Genomic DNA, 17,262 nt, shown 5'->3' with positions numbered 1-17,262 from the left:
AACAGTGAGCACAATCGTTGAGAGATTACGCCATCAGCTTTCCCAAAGGATTTTGGTGCTGGATGGCGGTATGGGAACCATGATTCAGGGCTATCGGTTAACCGAAGAGGATTTCCGAGGCGAACGCTTTGCCGATTGGCAAAGCGATCTAAAAGGCAATAACGACCTATTGGTTCTTACCCAGCCGGACATCATCAGCGCGATACACTATGAGTATCTCGAAGCTGGCGCTGATATTTTGGAAACCAACACTTTCAACTCAACGCGCATTGCGATGGCGGATTACCACATGGAATCCCTGTCGGCGGAAATAAACTATGAAGCTGCGCGTCTGGCGCGGGCATGTGCCGATGAGTGGACCGCACGTACGCCAGACAAACCGCGCTATGTTGCAGGAGTACTTGGCCCGACCAACCGCACCGCCTCCATTTCTCCTGATGTTAACGATCCCGCATTCCGTAATATTTCGTTTGATCAGTTAGTTGAAGCCTATCGGGAATCAACGCATGCGTTGGTTGAAGGTGGGGTCGATCTGATCATGATCGAAACCATCTTTGATACGCTGAATGCTAAAGCCGCGATCTATGCGGTGGAAACCGAATTTGAAGCCATGGGGATCGAGCTGCCGGTGATGATTTCCGGCACCATTACCGATGCTTCAGGGCGTACTCTGTCAGGCCAAACCACCGAAGCGTTTTATAACTCGTTGCGCCACGTCAAACCGCTGACTTTCGGCCTCAACTGCGCCTTAGGTCCAGATGAACTTCGCCAATATGTGGCCGAGCTCTCGCGTATCGCAGAATGCTATGTCACCGCGCATCCGAATGCCGGTTTACCAAACGCCTTTGGTGAATACGATCTAGGCCCGCAAGAGATGGCCGAGCACATTTCAGAGTGGGCACAGGCCGGATTCCTAAATATTGTGGGCGGCTGCTGCGGCACCACACCGGCGCACATTGCGGCAATCAGTCAGGCCGTCGAAGGCGTGAAACCACGCGTGTTGCCTGATATTCCCGTTGCCTGTCGTTTAGCTGGATTAGAACCGCTGACCATTGATGCCAATACGCTGTTTGTTAACGTGGGTGAGCGTACTAACGTTACGGGATCGGCAAAATTTAAACGGCTGATTAAAGAAGATAAATACGCCGAGGCGCTGGAAGTTGCGCTACAACAGGTTGAAAGCGGCGCGCAGATCATCGACATCAATATGGATGAAGGAATGCTCGATGCTGAAGCGGCGATGGTGCGTTTCCTTAGCCTGATCGCCGGTGAGCCGGATATCGCCCGTGTACCAATCATGATCGACTCCTCTAAATGGGAGGTGATCGAGAAAGGGCTTAAATGCATTCAGGGCAAAGGCATTGTTAACTCGATCTCAATGAAAGAGGGCGAGGAAAAATTCATCGAACATGCACGCAAAGTTCGCCGCTACGGTGCGGCGATGGTGGTGATGGCGTTTGATGAAGTTGGGCAGGCGGATACGCGCGAACGTAAGATTGAGATTTGCCGTCGTGCTTATAAATTGCTGACTGAAACCGTCGGCTTCCCGCCAGAAGATATCATTTTTGACCCTAATATTTTCGCGGTCGCAACCGGGATTGAAGAGCATAACAACTATGCCGTGGACTTTATTGAAGCCTGCGCGGATATCAAAGCTGAGCTACCGCACGCGCTGATTTCCGGCGGTGTCTCCAACGTTTCATTCTCTTTCCGCGGTAACGATCCGGTTCGTGAAGCTATTCACGCGGTGTTCTTGTATTACGCGATCCGCAACGGCATGGACATGGGGATCGTGAACGCTGGGCAGTTGGCGATCTACGACGATCTTCCGGCGGATCTACGCGATGCGGTGGAAGATGTGATCCTCAACCGTCGTGAAGATGGCACCGAGCGTTTGCTGGATCTGGCTGAAAAATATCGGGGCAGTAAAAGCGACGACGATAGCACTAAACCGCAGGCCGAATGGCGCGGCTGGCCGGTGAAAAAACGTCTGGAATATTCGCTGGTTAAAGGCATTACCGAATTTATTGAATCAGATACCGAAGAGGCTCGTCTTGAGGCCGATCGCCCTATTGAGGTGATCGAAGGCCCACTGATGGACGGGATGAACGTGGTCGGCGATCTGTTTGGTGACGGCAAAATGTTCTTGCCGCAGGTGGTTAAATCCGCACGCGTCATGAAGCAGGCCGTGGCCTACCTCGAACCGTTCATTGAGGCGAGTAAAGAGAAAGGCACATCGGCCGGAAAAGTGCTGTTGGCGACCGTTAAAGGCGACGTGCATGACATTGGTAAGAATATTGTTGGCGTCGTTTTGCAGTGTAACAACTACGAGATCATCGATCTTGGCGTGATGGTGCCTTGCGATAAAATTCTAAAAACGGCGCGTGAGCAAAACGTTGATATCATCGGGCTATCTGGTCTTATCACCCCTTCGCTGGATGAAATGGTGTACGTTGCCAAAGAGATGGAGCGCCAAGGTTTCGATCTGCCACTGCTGATTGGCGGTGCAACTACGTCGAAGGCACATACGGCGGTTAAAATAGAGCAGAACTATAGCGGTCCAACGACCTATGTTTCGAACGCGTCACGTACCGTAGGCGTGGTGGCGGCGCTGCTGTCGCCAACGCAAAAGCCTGATTTTATTGCTCGTACCCGTAAAGAGTATGAAACCGTGCGTATTCAGCATGCACGCAAGAAACCACGTACTCCACCGGTGACGCTGGAAACCGCGCGCGAGAACGCGATGTCACTGGACTGGGCCGATTATACGCCGCCTGTTCCACATCGTTTGGGTGTACATCAGGTGACGGCCAGCATTGATGTGCTGCGCAATTATATTGATTGGACGCCGTTCTTTATGACGTGGTCGCTGGCAGGAAAATATCCGCGCATCTTGGAAGATGAGGTGGTGGGTGAAGAAGCTAAGCGTGTGTTTGCCGACGCCAATGCCATGCTGGATGATTTGGCTCGCAGCGGTAAGTTAAATCCGCGTGGGGTTTATGGCCTATTCCCTGCTAATCGCGTGGGTGACGACGTTGAAATCTATAGCAATGAGTTCCGCAACGAACTTTTGGTTACGGGACACCATCTGCGTCAGCAAACGGAAAAAACGGATTTCGCCAACTACTGTCTGGCTGATTTCGTGGCACCTAAATCCAGCGGCAAAGCGGATTACATCGGCGCTTTCGCGGTAACCGGTGGGCTCGAAGAAGATACGCTAGCCGATATGTATGAGGCGCAGCACGATGATTACAACAAAATCATGGTGAAAGCGCTTTCGGATCGTTTGGCTGAGGCCTTTGCTGAATATCTGCATGAAAAAGTACGTAAGGTGCATTGGGGCTATGCGGCCAATGAAAATCTCAGTAACGAAGAGCTGATCCGTGAAAACTATCAAGGGATCCGTCCTGCCCCCGGTTATCCTGCCTGCCCTGAACATACTGAAAAAGCAGCGATCTGGACGCTACTCGACGCAGAAAATAGCGTTGGCATGAAGCTCACGGAATCTTATGCGATGTGGCCAGGCGCGTCGGTTTCGGGCTGGTACTTCAGTCATCCTGAGAGCAAATATTTTGCCGTTGCGCAGATCCAACGTGATCAGGTAGAAGACTATGCTCAGCGTAAGGGAATGCCGGTTAGCGAGGTTGAACGCTGGTTAGCGCCTAATCTTGGGTATGATGCGGATTAATGGCGAAGTGTCTTCGCTTATGTAGAGTAGGGAGTGTGGTTTCGGGAGCCGATATACTCCGAATTTGTATGTGACTTTTGCCGAAGGCTCCCGACGAAAGGTTGCTAGCGCGCAACCTCTCGACTCTCGCGCTTTTGTCCAAGATGCCATTTCCGCTCCGGTTTGGTATCGGCCATCCATGGCCGCCCCAAACTCCACGCCAACATCGTGTTGGCGTGGCTCTTCCTTCCAAAACTTGACCTCAAAAAAATAGGTAAGACTCTGGCCTTAGATTTGTGTATGAAATGCATTATAGAACCGCCATCAGGGATGATGGCGGTAGGTTGAGGGCACACAGGGATGTGTGCTCCGAGACCGGTCGGCCAAGCGACTCAGTAAAAAGAGCGCGGGTTAAGGGTATGCGCTCAGGCATACCCTTATCGGACGCCTTTACCATTAGCTTCATGAAAACATTGATACTAATGGGCGTTCGAAACCTTACTCAAATTTGCCATAAACTAAAGATGAAAAGTTTTAACTCTCCCGCGATGCCTCTTTTTTACTCTCCTTTTCATCTCCCGTTGGACGTCCCTGCCAGTATCCGGCCAATAGGGAGCCAGACAGGTTGTGCCAAACCGAGAACAAAGCGCCGGGTAAGGCAGCCAGCGGAGAGAAGTAGATTTTCCCTAATGTGGCGGCTAAGCCAGAGTTTTGCATGCCGACTTCAATCGCCAGCGTGCGGCAGGTGGATTCGTCGAAGCCGAACAGACGTCCGCCCCAATAGCCACTCAGTAAGCCGATACCGTTATGCAAAATAACCGCAACAATCACCATCAGCCCGACAGATGCGATGTGGCTTTGACTACCCGCAACTACGGCGCTGATGATAGCTAAAATGCAAAGCATCGAAAGAGCCGGTAGATAAGGCTCGACGCGAGCGACCAACTTGCTAAACATATGGTGAATGGCTAAGCCTGCGGCAATTGGAATAACCACAATTTGTAAGATGCTAATGAGCATCCCCATGATGTCTACGCTGATGGTGGCATCGACATATAAGCGTGTAAGCAAGGGAGTCGCGAAAACACCAACGAGCGTTGAGAACGATGAAATGGTCACGGAAAGCGCAACATCTCCGCGAGCCAGATAGATCATGACGTTGGAAGCCGTGCCGCTGGCCACGCTGCCGACGAGCACCATTCCCGCTGAGAGATCTGGTGACATATGGAAAGCTTTGGCAAGCAAGAACGCGGCGAGTGGCATCACCAGATAATGCAGAAAAATCCCCGCGGCAACAGGCGCAGGTCGAGATAGAACGCGTTTGAAATCATCAATTTTTAGCGTTACGCCCATCGTAAACATGATGAGCATCAACAAGGGGCTTACGTAGGGGCCAATACCGGTAAAGGTGGTTGGCGTGAAATAAGCGGTGATGGACAGCAGAACAGCCCACAGAGGAAAGAGACGAGTGAACGTTGCCAGCATAATTAGGCCTTTTTTATGATGTTGTGATGTGTGTTATTCGTTATTTTTTAGCGTGTGGAACAGGTATCTAATGTCCCCGCCGCAGAGCGCGGCGGGAAGGCCGGAGCGGCGGAGAGGGGTTACTCGAAGAGGTTGCTGTGGAGTGCGCGCACGACATTCTCGGCATTTTCGCCGGGAACGAGGAAGCAAAGGTTATGGCTGCTGGCACCGTAGCAAATCATGCGAATATTGAACGGTTCCATGACGCCAAACACCTCTTTGCCAACCCCACAGGCTGAGGAGAGTTTGTTACCAATCAATGCCACCAGCGCCAGATTCTCTTCCACTTCTACGCGGCATAGAGAAGACAGCTCGGTTAACAGCGATGTGGTTAATAAGCTTGCCCCGCTGGTGCAAGAACCGGTGGTATCCAGCGTTAGCGCAATGCTGACTTCAGAGGTGGTGATTAAATCCACGGAAATATTGTGGCGCGCCAGAATGCCGAACACCTCAGCCAAGAAGCCTCGGGCATGGAGCATGTTCAGGCTGTGCAGCGTCATCAACGTTTGCTTGCGGCGCAATGCAAGAGCGCGGAACAGCGGTGGCTGTTCTGTTTTGTTGCACACTAAGGTTCCGCCAGCAGAAGGATCTTTGCTGGAGCCGACGAAGACAGGGATATCGCTACGTACCGCGGGTAATAGCGTTGCCGGATGCAAAACCTTCGCGCCGAAAGTGGCCATCTCAGCAGCTTCAGAAAAGCCGATTTCGCTGATGCGGCGAGCTGCGGGCACGATGCGTGGATCGGTAGTGTAGATGCCCGGAACATCTGTCCAAATATCAACGCGTGCGGCATTCAGCGCTTCACCAAGCAGCGCTGCGGTATAGTCACTGCCACCGCGGCCAAGCGTAGTGGTGCGGCCTTTAGCCTCGCTGCCGATGAAACCTTGGGTAATGACGATCGCTTCCCGTGTCCGTGGCACCAACTGCTGTTGTGCTAATTCGTACAATGCGTGTGTGTCTGGTTCTGCGCGACCAAAGCGATCGTTAGTACGCATGATTTTACGCACGTCGAACCATTCAGCATTCACATCACGCTGGCGAAGTAGCTCGACGAACAGCAGGGTGGACATCAGCTCACCATGGCTCACTAATTCGTCGGTCAAGGCTGGCGAGGTGGCCAGCGCAGCGGCTTCTGACAGCATGGTGATATTCTCTAGCATGCGGTCAATCTCATCGCGCAGCACGTTTGGCTGATGCAACGTATCGAGAATGTTGTACTGAATACGACGAATTTCGTCGATGACGTAATGACGCTTCTCCTGATCGCAGCCGTCAGCCAGTTCTACCAGTAAATTGGTGACGCCCGCAGAGGCAGATAACACCACCACGCGCACGTTCGGATTAGAAAGAACAATATTGGCACTGTTTTGCATAGCGTCAGCGTTAGCTACGCTGGTGCCGCCAAATTTTGCGACGATGGTATTTTTCATGTAAGCCTCGTGTCAGGGAAGCCCGCGTTAATTCACTTAATCGGGCTAGAAATTCCATTACCTTGGCACAAGGAGAGAGCGGTATACGGGAGCAGACGTAGGGATTAAAGCTACGATACACCCAGAAGCGCCTCACCTTGCCGATCCCCCGGAATACAGAGAATCGAGGTGACAGCCCAAGGGATTCAGCCCTTGTAGCCGACGTAGCAGTTTCTCCGGTGGGCTGCTGCGCCTCGGCGTCACACCCCCTCGCGTATCGTCAATGGAAACCGGCTCCTCTGATACGCTACCTGAGCAACGCGCCTCTTCTGGCTTGTACACGTGATGTACAAGTAGGTTTTTAGAAATAGCGACTTATTGAAGTTATGTCAATGTCATTAACATGAGCGATTTTCAATTTGAACGGGAATAAGTTACAACGGCGAAAGTTAAGTTATATCTTCTTGAATAATATAATTTAATAGCGAATGACTCTGTTATTAGCCGTGCGCATGGCCTACCGGTAAGCTGATAAGCCATGCTAATAAAATGTTAGTTTGGCGTGATGACTGAATCGCCCTGAACCAAGGCAACCAGCGTACATGGCATCGCTGGAACGCTATTTTCATTCACCGGTTGTAAAGAGCCATCTTCTTTTTGAGCGAACAGAGGGATCACTCCCTGATGTTTTTCCAGATATTCGACCCAGCCAAAGTTTTCATTGAGTTTGGTCGCTTTAATCACGGCACCTTTGCCTAGTAACGTGCTTAGGCGTGAATAGGTCGCTTCGCGATTAAACAAAATCTCATGGCGACGAAAACGGCTGCTTTCACCGTTGCTGCGACCTTTGAGCTGTGCGCTGGAACGAATGGAAAACACTTTGCGTTCGCCAAAAATATGCCCGAAGTGATAAACCGCGAGGGCGTTTTGATGCCGGTTTGGTGATAGGGCAAGGACCTGAGCGGTATCGCTGAGATCGAGGTAGTTTTCTGCGTGTTCGGAGTAAGCGTGCCCGTAATAGGCGGGAATGCCGTCCATACGTGCCTGACGATAGTATTCCCAACTGCTGTCCGTCACCATCACCGGAATTTTCAGCTTAATCAGTGCCTGTGCAACCGCGCGCGCAACGCTGTTAGCGCCGATAATCAGCACGCCTCGCGGTTTTTGTTGTTGTACACCTAACCAACGCGCCAGACGTGAGCTGGTGAGGCTTTGCAGCACCACCGTGCCAATAATCACCGCAAATACCACCGTGACGAGTTTGTCAGCCTCGGGGTAATTCATTCGTTGTAACGTTAGCGCAAACAAAGAACTTACGGCGGCGGCGACAATCCCGCGCGGGGCAATCCAAGACAATAGCGCTTTTTCCCGCCACTTCAACGATGAACCTGCGGTTGAAACGGCGATACACAGCGGGCGGGCAATAAACTGCACAATCAGTAACACTATCACCAGTGGCCAGCCCATATTCCAAAGCGCATCGATATCAAGTCGCGCTGCCAAAATGATAAACAGTGCTGAAATTAAAATGGCCGAAAGCTCTTCTTTAAACGCCAGAATGTCGCTGATATCGACGTCACGCATGTTGGCAAGCCAAATCCCCATGACGGTAACGGCCAATAAACCGGATTCTTCAGCGACCGCGTTTGAGAACCCAAAAGCACTGAGCATCACTGCTAATACGGCCAGATTTTGCAGATAGCGAGGGATCCACACTTTGCGTAAAGCTACGCCGAGTACATAGCCAAATAGGGCACCAATCAGTAGGCCGAGCACCACGGTTTTGCCAAAGGTGACAAACAGGTGAGTCCATGCCTCGGAATTCTGGCGCAGAACGATAAACTCAAATACCAGTACGGTGAAAATAGCGCCGACAGGATCAATGACGATCCCTTCCCACCTCAATACGCGGTTGATACTTGCCTTGGGGCGAACCACGCGCATTAGCGGTGCAATGACGGTTGGGCCCGTCACAACAGTCACCGCGCCCACTAGCGCAGAGAGCTCAGCGGAAAAGCCGAGCAGCCACCAGCATGAAACGGAAATAATGGCGAAGGTCACGAGCATTCCAATGCTGACTAAATTTCGGACAACGCCGCCAAGCCCGCGAATTTCTTCAAAGCGTAACGTTAGCGAACCTTCAAATAAGATGATGGCGACTGAAAGAGAGACGAGTGGAAAAAGCAGTTCGCCGAAAAGGGCATCTGGGCTGACTACGTGCGTGAGTGGGCCAAGTGCGATACCCATGATAAGCAACGGTAAAATCGCAGGAATTCGTAGTCGCCAAGCTAGCCACTGAGTCGCGAGTGAGCTGATTCCGATAATCACCAGCATTAAGGGGGTTGATAGCTCCATAATATAAACCTTAGAAACGATTAACAAAAACAGTTGGTTATCATGACAGTTTAGCAACAATATGGCGGGGCGTTGGTGTTTGGCTGAAAGGAGTCAGTATCAGGTGGCAAAAGGGGTTAACAGTTTTCAACTATCGCAACAAAAGTGATCGCAACCCGAGGGGAAAAGGATACAATTTGGTAAATCGTTGGGAAAAGATGACTCAGTACCTGCTCGTCGTCATTCCAGTTTTCATGGAAACGCCGGGTTTGGTTGCTTGTTAGTCTCAATGTTCAGAAGAACATGTGTCTGAAGAACAAACTTTCTTTTATTCTCAAGCATAAAGGCGTCGCTATGAAAAATATCAATCCTAGTCAAACCGCTGCTTGGCATGCGCTGCAGCAGCATTTCGAGCAAATGAAATCTGTGCAGATGCGCGATCTGTTCGCTCAAGATGCCGACCGCTTCTCTAAGTTCTCTGCTACCTTTGATGACCAGATGCTGGTCGATTTCTCTAAAAACCGCATCACCACAGAGACCCTCGAAAAGCTGCAGGCATTAGCCAAAGAAACGGATTTGCAGGGGGCGATTGCCTCCATGTTTGCAGGCGAAAAGATTAACCGTACCGAAGACCGTGCCGTTCTGCATGTTGCTTTGCGTAACCGCAGCAACACGCCAATCATCGTAGATGGCAAAGATGTTATGCCTGAAGTGAATGCGGTGCTGGCTAAGATGAAAAAGTTCTGCGAACGCGTTATCGGCGGTGAGTGGAAAGGCTATACCGGTAAAACCATCACTGACGTGGTGAATATTGGTATTGGTGGTTCAGATTTAGGCCCATACATGGTGACCGAAGCGCTGAAACCATACAAAAATCATCTGAGCATGCATTTTGTTTCTAACGTCGATGGTACCCATATTGCCGAAACGTTGAAAACCTTAAACCCAGAAACCACGCTTTTCCTCGTTGCTTCTAAAACATTCACCACACAAGAAACCATGACTAACGCCCACAGCGCACGTGATTGGTTCCTGAAATCGGCCGGTGATGAAGCACACGTGGCTAAGCACTTTGCCGCGCTTTCTACCAATGGCAAAGCGGTGGGTGAATTTGGTATTGATACTGCCAACATGTTTGAGTTCTGGGACTGGGTCGGCGGTCGTTACTCACTGTGGTCTGCCATCGGCCTGTCTATTGCGTTGAGCATTGGTTTCGATAATTTCGAACAGCTGTTAAGCGGCGCCCATGCGATGGACCAACATTTTGCTAATACGCCAATTGAGCAAAACCTGCCAGTACAGCTCGCCTTGATTGGCATCTGGTATAACAATTTCTTCGGTGCAGAAACCGAAGCGATTCTGCCATACGACCAATACATGCACCGTTTCCCAGCCTATTTCCAGCAAGGGAATATGGAATCTAACGGTAAATATGTGGATCGTAACGGTAACCCAGTTTCTTATCAGACTGGCCCAATCATTTGGGGTGAACCTGGCACTAACGGCCAGCATGCGTTCTATCAGCTGATTCATCAGGGGACTAAACTGGTTCCTTGCGACTTTATCGCTCCAGCGATTAGCCACAATGCGTTAGGCGATCACCACAGCAAACTGCTGTCTAACTTCTTTGCTCAAACTGAAGCGCTTGCCTTCGGTAAATCTCGTGAAGAAGTGGAAGAAGAGTTTGCGAAAGCAGGTAAAACAGCGGCAGAAGTGGCGCACATCGTACCGTTCAAAGTGTTTGAAGGTAACCGTCCAACAAACTCCATTCTGTTGCGTGAAATTACACCATACAGCTTGGGCTTGTTAATCGCTCTGTACGAACACAAAATCTTCACTCAGGGCGCAATTCTGAATATCTTCACCTTTGATCAATGGGGCGTAGAGCTGGGTAAACAGCTCGCGAACCGTATCCTGCCAGAGTTGAGCGGTAGCGAAGAGGTAAATAGCCACGATAGTTCAACCAATGCGTTGATTAACCGCTTTAAAAATTGGCGTGCATAAGTAGGCTAAGCCTTTAAGTTAAAACATAAAAAACGCCACCGTGAAAGGTGGCGTTTTTGTTGGGTGAAGCAGACCATTTTCGTGGCGCCACGAAAATGGTCGAGTTCTTTGAAGCCAGATAAACGGCTGGCTTCAACAGATCTGATGATGGCGGTTTGGAAGTTTTCCCAACGGGCATAGCCAAGATGAGGCTGGAGATCGCGCGCGAACCAAAACTCAATACCATCAGAATCGGTGCGTTGTGCGAGTGAATCGAAATGCTGCTGTAACATCTGAAGTTTTTTATCTAATGCCATGGAAAATCCCTCTAAAAAAATAACGTCCAAAGAGGGGCGTTATCCCTTGTTCAGAGGGGGACTTCCACGGTGTTTCGCTAGCTTTGCGAAGCGTATCGCAGGGTATTTAACCTTGCATACAGGCTTTGCGCTTCAACCAATCTTTCCCTTCCACAAATCGCGTCACCATCATGGCGCAAACGGTATTCCCTGTGGAATTCAACAGCGTTGCAGGAACATCGATGATGGTGCTGATAATCATGATGGTGCCGACCAGTTCTGGTGAGAAACCAAACACCGAGCAGATCATCAATTCACCGGTCATCCCGCCGCTTGGGATAGCGCCCATGACGGCACCAACGAGGAATGCGACGCTGATGATGGCGGCGATGTTCATTGGATCGCTCATGTCTTTATGGAATAGCGTAAACAAGAAAACGATTTTGATGATACCGCCAATTACCGAGCCATCTTTATGCGTGTTGGCACCCAAAGGAATCACGGTTTCAGCAATATCATGGGGAACGCCCATTTTTTTAGTCGCAATCAGGTTTGCTGGAATACAGGCCGCACTGGATGAGGTAGCGACAGCGGTAATCGCTGGCGTCAGCACGTTAGACCAAAAGACTTTAACGCCCAGTTTTCCACCTGCAACAAACGCATACAGCGTGTTTGCACCGAAGAAGTAGATCACGGTCAGGATGAGGTAGAGCAGGAACGCATTCAGATAGCCATTGATAATCTGTGGCCCTAAATGACCAACGGTAGCGGCAAAGTAGCAGCCTAAGCCAACCGGTGCGGCGTACATGATGATTTTCACCATGCGAAGAATAACGACGGTACCTGAGGTCAGAAAGTTGGCGATTGGCTGAACTTTTTCGCCTGACATCGAGGTAGCTAACCCTAACAACACGGAGAACACGATGAGTGGCAGCAGGCTAGATTTGGTAAACAGCTGCAGGAAATCAGGAACGGTAAAAGTATTTACGATGATTTCGCCGAGGCTTTTGCCGTGTGAATCAGGTGCGGGTGGCAAATGTGCAATCAGCGTACTGACGTCAACGTTTTGGAATGGGTTGTAAATCTGGGTGCCGATGAAGGCGATAACGGCGGCAATGAGCGCAGTGCTTAGAAATACGGCAAACACCGTTCCCATAATCTTGCCCAGACGCGCCATCTGTTTCATTTCAGCAATAGAAGACGAAATGCTGAGAAACACCAGCGGCACAATGACGACAAACATCAGATTAAGGAAAAGATCCCCGATCGGCTGCACAATTGCGGCCTTTTCTCCGAAAACGATGCCGGATAGCCCGCCGAGGATAATCCCTAGCAGTAAGCAAATAGTAAAACCATAATGACGTAGTATTTTCATATTATTTTATTTCTCAATCGTTGGAACACCCTGGCATAAGCTGCGGTAATCATTCGCGATAAGGCGAAAGTTGGCCGGACGACATAGTAAAACGATTAGCAAAAAAATGTCGCGAAATGTGAGGGCCGTTAAGTTTCTATCTGAGGATAGGCAGATTTATTTTGGTTTAGGGATAGACGACAAAATAGCCATTTTGTTAACTTGATCACATAAAATGATTAACGGCACAGAGGAACATCGATGCCAGGAACCAAACAAGCGAGCGCTATCGCGAAGATTTTGCAGTGGATTTTGAATGCTGGCCTGTTAATGCTGGCCGTGATTTTAGTGGTGTTTCTGGCGAAAGAAACCTTCACGCTGGGAACGGTGCTGTTTAACGCCAGCGAAACCGCATCCTCTTATCTGCTCATTGAAGGGATCGTTATCTACTTCCTTTACTTCGAGTTCATTGCGCTTATCGTGAAGTATTTCCAGTCGGGATATCACTTTCCCTTACGTTACTTTATCTACATCGGTATTACCGCAATCATTCGTTTGATTATTGTCGACCACAAAAATCCAGCCGATACGCTGATTTATTCGGCGGCCATTTTGGTTCTTGTGGTGGCGCTGTTTTTAGCGAACACAGAAAAGCTCAAGCGAGAATAAAGCGAAAAGAAAAGGCGGCCAATAGGCCGCCAAAGTCGTTACAACGAATGCTATAACGGGATCGAATAACTGCAATGGCACAACAAAGACACAGGTTTTAACGCATTACCCTTTCACACCGCCGGACGTCAGTCCGCCCACCAGCCAGCGCTGCGCCAGCAAGAATACGGCAGTAATTGGAATCGCAGACAGCACCGCCGCAGCGGCAAAATCACCCCACAGATAGTTTTGCGGATTAAGGTATTGCTGCATGCCGACGGCCAACGTATAGCTATTCACATCGCGCAAGAGCAGAGACGCCACCGGCACTTCGGTAATCGCGGCAATAAATGACAAGATGAAGACCACCGCCAAAATAGGCACCGACAACGGTAAAAGCACCAAGCGGAAAGCCTGCCAAGGCGTAGCGCCATCAAGCGCCGCGGCTTCTTCTAACGAATTATCGATAGTTTCGAAATAGCCCTTAATCGTCCAAACATGCAATGCAATCCCGCCCATGTAAGCGAAAATTACGCCGCCGTGGGTATTAAGACCCAGGAATGGCACATACTGGCCGATGCGATCAAAGAGCGCATACAACGCCACTAGCGACAGCACGGCTGGGAACATTTGAAATATCAGCATGCCTTTCAGCAATGAGCTTTTGCCTTTGAACTTCATGCGAGCAAAAGCATAAGCGCAGGTGGTGGAGAGTGTCACAATGCCTATCGCCGTAACCACGGCGATTTTAATCGAGTTCCACAGCCATAAAAGAACCGGGAACGGTGGCGGAGTGACGCTGCCATCTGCGTTAGTGACGGTCATACCCAACGCCAACTGCCAGTGTTCCCAAGAGATATTTTCGGGAATGAGGCTGCCAGTCGCAAAGTTGCCAGAGCGCAGCGAGATAGCAATCACCATCAGCAGTGGAAACATGATGGTGCAGATAAAGGCCAGCAGCATCAGATGTGTAAACAGCAGGCGTAAACGCTGGGATTTCGGTTGAACCATTGCCATGTTGTGGTCCCTCTCCTTAGTCGAAATTCATTTTGCTGGCTTTCAGATTCAGTATCGCCAGCGCGCCAACCAACAGGAAAATCAGCGTGGCAATTGCTGCCGCTAAACCAAAGTCTTGTCCACCGCCGCCTTCAAACGCGATGCGGTAGGTATAGCTCACCAGCAAATCGGTATAGCCCGCCGGTGTAGAGGTTCCGAGCATATCTGGACCGCCGTTGGTTAATAACTGAATCAAAACAAAGTTATTAAAATTGAAGGCAAAACTGGCAATCATCAGCGGCGTTAACGGCTTGATCAGCAATGGCAGCGTGATGCGGAAGAAATTCTGCATTGGGCCAGCGCCGTCCATTGCCGAGGCTTCGTATAAATCGTCTGGAATGGCTTTGAGTAAGCCCATGCACAAAATCATCATGTACGGATAGCCGAGCCAGGTATTGACGATCAGAATCATACTCTTGGCGGTGAGCGGGTCGCTAAACCAAGCAGGTTTGATACCGAACAGATGGCTGAGCATCATGTTGATTTCACCGAAGCTTTGGTTGAACAAACCCTTAAAGATCAGTATCGAAATAAACGACGGTACGGCATAAGGCAGAATGAGCATTACGCGATACAGCGCCTTACCTTTTAACGCTTCCCACTGAACCACACATGCCAGCACCATGCCGACGGCAACGGTGAACACGACCGTTAAAACTGAAAAGATAATGGTCCAGATAAAGATGCTGACGAACGGCTGGCGGATACCTTCGTCCTGCACCACGCGTAAAAAGTTTTTCCAGCCAATAGAAACGGTGAATCCAGGGCTGAGCTGTTCATTTTCCCATTGCCCTTGTGCATTCACCGCTTGATAGAATCCTATGTCGGTATTCGGGCGATAGACGGTGCCGGTTTGATTATTTTTGAGCGTTTCACCGTCTTGCTCAAGAGTATATAGCGGGCTGGTGCCAGCAAACTGGCGCAGCGAACTCATGCGCAATTCGCCGCTTTCAGGTAAAACTGCCACGATGTTATTTAAGGCCTGACGGTTTTGAGTAATCACCCGCAGCGTAGCGCGAACGCCCGTCTGTTCGGTGTTTTCAGGCTTCATGGTTAAGCGCTGTTCTTGAGCGCTGAAGCTAAAGGGCTCTGAGATATAAAGCCGATCGTTTTCGGGATTGGTCAGCTGTAAGCGCCACTGTTCGCCTACGGGGTAAAGGCCAAAGCCGTAGGTTTTACCCGTGGTGAATTGACGCTGCATTAACACTGATTGCGCACGCTCAAAGGTGAGCTGGTTAGTGCTGCTGTAGTTGGTGAATGCGATGGCGATGGTGCAGATAAGGGGAAAGAGTACGAACAACCCCATTCCCGCAAGCCCTGGGTAGACATAGCGCCACGCGTAGGCCTTGCGATTGGCAAAAATGTACAGCCCTGACCCCAGCAAAACCAGCGTCAACATGGCAAACAGGTACTCGCCTTGTGCGTACATCACAATGGTGAGATAGCCCGTAAACAGGCACATGGCGGCGATAACTATCCATTTTAGTATGTCACTCTGCCACCATTTATCCGGCTTCGCGATTGGATATTCTGTATGGGATAACGACATAAAACTCTCCCTCATTTCTCTTACGCCGGAGGCGGTTACGGACAACTTAAAATTCGGTGTTCAGCCCCTCTCCAGCCCATTCCGAGATCTCTGAGCAATTCCCTCCCCGGTGAAGGGGAGGGTTAGAGTGGGGTCATTTACTGATGAACTTACTTGGCGATGCGTTGCTCTGCGCCGGTTAATGCTTCTTTCACGCTCTGACGTCCATTTACCGCGTTGATAATGGCGCTACGCTCGGCGTACCAGAAGGCGCTCATCTGCGGGATGTTTGGCATGATTTCGCCTTTTTGGGCGTTTTGCATGGTGGCGGCGATCTTCGGATCTTTTTCCAACGTTTCTTGGTAAGACTTCAGGGCAACCGCGCCGAGTGGCTTATCTTTGTTAACCTGTTCCAGACCGGCATTGGTCATCAGGTAGTTTTCCAAGAACTCGGTGGCCAGCTCTTTATTCGGGCTAGCGGCGTTGATGCCTGCGCTGAGCACGCCAACAAACGGTTTGGATGGGTGGCCTTTAAAGGTTGGCAGCAGGGCAACGCCATAGTTGATGTTGCTCTTATCGATGTTAGACCACGCCCAAGGACCGTTGATGGTCATCGCGGTTTGTCCCTTATTGAACGCGGCTTCAGCGATGGAGTAATCGGTATCAGCATTGATATGCTTATTTTTCACCAAATCAACGATGAACTGGAGGCCAGCCTGAGAGCCCGCATTGTTCACGCCCACATCTTTGATGTTGTAGGTGCCGTTATCATATTTGAAGGCATAGCCGCCGTCGGCTGCGATGATTGGCCAAGTGAAGTACGGTTCTTGTAGATTCCACATGATGGCGCTTTTGCCTTTAGCACGCAGTTCTTTGTCTAACGCTGGGATTTCTTCCCACGTTTCTGGCGGCTCAGGCAGAAGGTCTTTGTTATAAATCAGCGACAGCGCTTCAACAGCGACGGGATAAGCAATCAGTTTGCCGTTAAAACGAACGGCGTCCCACGTGAACGGATAAAGCTTCTCTTGGAAAGCTTTAGAAGGATGGATTTCAGCCAACAGGCCAGACTGTGCATAACCCCCGAAACGGTCATGAGCCCAGAAAATGATATCAGGACCATCGCCGGTAGCCGCGACCTGCGGGAATTTTTCTTCCAGCTTGTCTGGATGCTCAATCAGCACTTTGATACCGGTTTCTTTCTCAAACTTTTTACCGACTTCGGCCAGGCCGTTATAGCCTTTATCGCCGTTAATCCAGATAACCAGTTTGCCTTCTTCAATTTTAGCGAACGCGGAAGAGGAGAGAACCAGCGTAGCCAGAGCCGAAAGGGCGAGCGTTCTGATGCCTGATTTCTTAGTCATTATCCAATCCTTCTTGTTCTGTTTCTGTCGAGGTATGAGTTGATGTCTGTACCACCGAGCATGGAGGCCGAAGCGGTTCAGATAAGCCGTAGAGTACGAATC

11 protein-coding genes and 1 riboswitch are annotated in these 17,262 nt (G+C 50.3%); of the genes, 3 read left to right on the top strand and 8 right to left on the bottom strand.

From position 1 onward, the window contains the following. Positions 1 to 4 precede the first annotated feature (4 nt). Positions 5 to 3,688, top strand: a complete 3,684-nt coding sequence (gene metH / locus DSM2777_RS01550; protein WP_046457546.1) for a methionine synthase — start codon at positions 5 to 7, stop codon at positions 3,686 to 3,688. Between the two features lie 513 nt (positions 3,689 to 4,201). On the opposite strand, the gene panS is transcribed toward metH, so the two are convergent. From panS to DSM2777_RS01535, 3 genes are all read right to left on the bottom strand, one after another. After that, entirely contained in the window at positions 4,202 to 5,152 is a 951-nt protein-coding gene (panS, locus tag DSM2777_RS01545) for a ketopantoate/pantoate/pantothenate transporter PanS (RefSeq protein ID WP_046457547.1), read from the bottom strand. 119 nt (positions 5,153 to 5,271) lie between these two features. Further along, positions 5,272 to 6,621, bottom strand: coding sequence for a lysine-sensitive aspartokinase 3 (gene lysC / locus DSM2777_RS01540; protein WP_040044752.1), 1,350 nt, complete (start codon positions 6,619 to 6,621; stop codon positions 5,272 to 5,274). A gap of 117 nt (positions 6,622 to 6,738) precedes the next feature. Then, a riboswitch (Lysine riboswitch) is annotated at positions 6,739 to 6,937 on the bottom strand. Positions 6,938 to 7,152: 215 nt separating this feature from the next. Beyond that, positions 7,153 to 8,955, bottom strand: a complete 1,803-nt coding sequence (locus DSM2777_RS01535; protein WP_061553007.1) for a cation:proton antiporter — start codon at positions 8,953 to 8,955, stop codon at positions 7,153 to 7,155. A 333-nt stretch (positions 8,956 to 9,288) separates the two neighbouring features. On the opposite strand from DSM2777_RS01535, the gene pgi reads away from it, so the two are divergent. Beyond that, the gene (gene pgi, locus DSM2777_RS01530) at positions 9,289 to 10,938 is read left to right on the top strand and encodes a glucose-6-phosphate isomerase (RefSeq protein ID WP_046457549.1); all 1,650 of its coding nucleotides are present in this window, start codon (positions 9,289 to 9,291) and stop codon (positions 10,936 to 10,938) included. A gap of 5 nt (positions 10,939 to 10,943) precedes the next feature. On the opposite strand, the gene DSM2777_RS01525 is transcribed toward pgi, so the two are convergent. Both DSM2777_RS01525 and DSM2777_RS01520 read right to left on the bottom strand, forming a co-directional pair. Continuing rightward, entirely contained in the window at positions 10,944 to 11,234 is a 291-nt protein-coding gene (locus tag DSM2777_RS01525; protein WP_061553006.1) for a hypothetical protein, read from the bottom strand. 106 nt (positions 11,235 to 11,340) lie between these two features. Beyond that, positions 11,341 to 12,588 carry a dicarboxylate/amino acid:cation symporter gene (locus DSM2777_RS01520; protein ID WP_061553005.1) on the bottom strand — a complete coding sequence of 416 codons (1,248 nt, stop codon included), beginning with the start codon at positions 12,586 to 12,588 and terminating at the stop codon, positions 11,341 to 11,343. Between the two features lie 240 nt (positions 12,589 to 12,828). On the opposite strand from DSM2777_RS01520, the gene psiE reads away from it, so the two are divergent. Beyond that, complete coding sequence (gene psiE / locus DSM2777_RS01515; protein WP_025802457.1) at positions 12,829 to 13,236, top strand: phosphate-starvation-inducible protein PsiE; 408 nt, start codon at positions 12,829 to 12,831, stop codon at positions 13,234 to 13,236. Positions 13,237 to 13,341: 105 nt separating this feature from the next. Here the strand turns inward: psiE and malG are convergent, their stop codons facing one another. The 3 genes from malG to malE all read right to left on the bottom strand — a co-directional run bounded on the left by malG (position 13,342) and on the right by malE (position 17,160). Then, positions 13,342 to 14,232 carry a maltose ABC transporter permease MalG gene (gene malG, locus DSM2777_RS01510; protein ID WP_046457552.1) on the bottom strand — a complete coding sequence of 297 codons (891 nt, stop codon included), beginning with the start codon at positions 14,230 to 14,232 and terminating at the stop codon, positions 13,342 to 13,344. A 16-nt stretch (positions 14,233 to 14,248) separates the two neighbouring features. After that, the gene (gene malF / locus DSM2777_RS01505) at positions 14,249 to 15,820 is read right to left on the bottom strand and encodes a maltose ABC transporter permease MalF (RefSeq protein WP_061553004.1); all 1,572 of its coding nucleotides are present in this window, start codon (positions 15,818 to 15,820) and stop codon (positions 14,249 to 14,251) included. Between the two features lie 149 nt (positions 15,821 to 15,969). Next, positions 15,970 to 17,160: a maltose/maltodextrin ABC transporter substrate-binding protein MalE gene (gene malE, locus DSM2777_RS01500; RefSeq protein WP_061553003.1), complete on the bottom strand. Its 1,191-nt coding sequence runs from the start codon at positions 17,158 to 17,160 to the stop codon at positions 15,970 to 15,972. Between the last annotated feature and the right edge of the window lie 102 nt (positions 17,161 to 17,262).

Source organism: Obesumbacterium proteus (genome assembly GCF_001586165.1).
GTDB classification, from domain to species: Bacteria; Pseudomonadota; Gammaproteobacteria; order Enterobacterales; family Enterobacteriaceae; genus Hafnia; species Hafnia protea.
This window is presented reverse-complemented; position numbering and strand designations above follow the sequence as displayed.

Coding starts and splice junctions, on each gene's coding strand:
- DSM2777_RS01535 (WP_061553007.1), bottom strand. CDS start 8,955: ATGGAGCTATCAACCCCCTTAATGCTGGTGATTATCGGAATCAGCTCA.
- pgi (WP_046457549.1), top strand. CDS start 9,289: ATGAAAAATATCAATCCTAGTCAAACCGCTGCTTGGCATGCGCTGCAG.
- lysC (WP_040044752.1), bottom strand. CDS start 6,621: ATGAAAAATACCATCGTCGCAAAATTTGGCGGCACCAGCGTAGCTAAC.
- malF (WP_061553004.1), bottom strand. CDS start 15,820: ATGTCGTTATCCCATACAGAATATCCAATCGCGAAGCCGGATAAATGG.
- panS (WP_046457547.1), bottom strand. CDS start 5,152: ATGCTGGCAACGTTCACTCGTCTCTTTCCTCTGTGGGCTGTTCTGCTG.
- malG (WP_046457552.1), bottom strand. CDS start 14,232: ATGGCAATGGTTCAACCGAAATCCCAGCGTTTACGCCTGCTGTTTACA.
- DSM2777_RS01520 (WP_061553005.1), bottom strand. CDS start 12,588: ATGAAAATACTACGTCATTATGGTTTTACTATTTGCTTACTGCTAGGG.
- DSM2777_RS01525 (WP_061553006.1), bottom strand. CDS start 11,234: ATGGCATTAGATAAAAAACTTCAGATGTTACAGCAGCATTTCGATTCA.
- malE (WP_061553003.1), bottom strand. CDS start 17,160: ATGACTAAGAAATCAGGCATCAGAACGCTCGCCCTTTCGGCTCTGGCT.
- psiE (WP_025802457.1), top strand. CDS start 12,829: ATGCCAGGAACCAAACAAGCGAGCGCTATCGCGAAGATTTTGCAGTGG.